Source organism: Chryseobacterium sp. C39-AII1, assembly GCF_039672645.1.
In the GTDB taxonomy this organism is placed as follows: Bacteria; Bacteroidota; Bacteroidia; order Flavobacteriales; family Weeksellaceae; genus Chryseobacterium.
In genome coordinates this window covers 1-1,900 of sequence record NZ_JBDFPQ010000038.1, presented here as the reverse complement: position 1 = coordinate 1,900, position 1,900 = coordinate 1, and the positions used below count along the sequence as shown (strand labels likewise).

3 protein-coding genes are annotated in these 1,900 nt (G+C 31.1%); all 3 read right to left on the bottom strand.

Translation table 11 applies throughout. The features are described 5' to 3' along the window. Positions 1 to 316, bottom strand: a 316-nt coding sequence (locus ABEG63_RS21485; RefSeq protein ID WP_346587479.1) for an RHS repeat-associated core domain-containing protein, incomplete at its 3' end; no start/stop codon positions are given. Positions 317 to 515: 199 nt separating this feature from the next. Beyond that, positions 516 to 1,136: a hypothetical protein gene (locus ABEG63_RS21480; RefSeq protein WP_346587478.1), complete on the bottom strand. Its 621-nt coding sequence runs from the start codon at positions 1,134 to 1,136 to the stop codon at positions 516 to 518. Beyond that, on the bottom strand, positions 1,136 to 1,900 hold a 765-nt coding region (locus ABEG63_RS21475; protein WP_346587476.1), incomplete at its 5' end, for a Hint domain-containing protein. The genes ABEG63_RS21480 and ABEG63_RS21475, both read right to left, overlap by 1 nt.

Genomic DNA, 1,900 nt, shown 5'->3' with positions numbered 1-1,900 from the left:
CAGCATCCTGAGCGAAATACATTCCATGAGCACTTGAACTTCCCATTCCATTATAACTCGATAACGTAGAGTTTGGATCAAAATCTCCATTAAAGGCAGAATGTTCTCCATAGGTATCCCTCGGACTATTTCCATCAGGATCTATATAGTTGATTGGATTATTAAACGCATAATTATATGGCGAATATCTTCTCATCTGTTCTGCCAAGGCATCTACAACACCCCATCTTCCCAGATCCGGCATATACATTCTCGCTCCAAAATCGTACATTCCGGTCTCTTGCAGCTCCTTACCGTTATACTTATAAGAATACAAACTTCCGAAAGCAGAAGCATTAGATCCCCCAATATGGTTTAACCCAAAAGGATAAAAATTATTGGTATCTTTGGTTTCAAGAACGCCTTCGCTGTTTTTGGAAAAACTTACCCTTGTATTTCCTAAATGATCTAATAGTAGTGAATATAACGATTTCTATAAAACTGTAAAAAGAGTAGCTGTGGCTACTCTTTTTTATTTATGATTCTATTAATGGAATATCTTCATAATTATCAACTTTAAGATTTAGTATATATTCTATAATTTTATCAACATCTCTTTGTGGACATATTTTCCCTTCGTTCCATAATGGTTTTTCAGGAATAAAACTCAATTTACATACATTTTCTTTAAAAAATAATATTTCAATATTAAAAAATAATTTTTTATTAAATTTTCTTAAATTAAAAATACCAAGATTAATTATCATATTCTCCATATTTTCATTATTTGTATAATGAAAATTCCACGAATCATTTGTAATTCCAACTTTTTGTAATTCATATAAAAAATAATGATATAACTCAAATCTCATATCATTAGTTGCTCTAACAATATATTGAAAATATTCAAGTGCAAAATTAATTGTTTGAAAAGTTTTATATGTATTATCCTTTGTCAAGTATTGTAGTTTTTTGGGGTATAAATATAAATTTTCATCAAAAAAAACAATTATTTCTTCTTCATTTCCCTCAATACATACATTCCTATTTTTTGCTGTTATTTTCCCATTGTCAAAAGAAAGAGAGTCAAAAAAAGGACTAATGCCAGTACTGCAATATAAATTAAATAGTGTCATCTTTAAATTTTCTATATCCATCACTTCAATTTATTAATTATTACCATGTGATCTTTAAATATCTGAAAGCCTCCATTTGGGAAAACTTTAGTGTAATTACCTCCAGTTGCACTACCAGCTTGATATATTGTTTTAATACCATCTTTAACAACTACATTGGTTTCTCCAACTAATTTTAAAATCCGCTCATCTGTTCTAGTTTTATCTAACATCTTAAATACATTTTCTAAATGTTTAATTGTTGCTTCCTGTGAAGTGAGAGATTTAGCTTCAATATTTCCTGCATATTCCATAAATCTAGCAAGTCTTTCTGTCCAACAGGTATTATGCACTAAAATTCCTTTCTCTGAAACATAATAATTATGGTTATCTTCAACTTCAAAGTTATAGACTTTTACCATTTCATCCAAGAAATTAATAGATTCTACAGGAGAATTTGTTCCGTCTAAGGTTGTTAGAAGCATTCCTTTGGTAAGGTCTTTGGCTTCTATCCAGTTTCCGTTTACGTAGAACGGGTGTTCCGGGGTGCAGGTAATTTCGGTACCATTTACAGTAATTTTCACTAATGAAGAAGAAGTATTACGGGATAACGCTACTACTTTTTTCAGTTCTTTTTTGCCTGTTTCCTCATTGTAGCTCCATACGAGATCCCCTTCTTTGATGTCTTCAATCTTTTTGTTACCGTTCTCTACCGAAACTAAAGTTCCCTCTGCAAAGCAGATTTTGATCAATCCATTGGTTATTTTACCCATAGGACCACAAAGATATCTGCTGAAATTTCCGGC

Bases quoted from the DNA above. Each gene is read 5' to 3' on its own strand.
- ABEG63_RS21480 (WP_346587478.1), bottom strand. From the start codon at position 1,136: ATGGATATAGAAAATTTAAAGATGACACTATTTAATTTATATTGCAGT.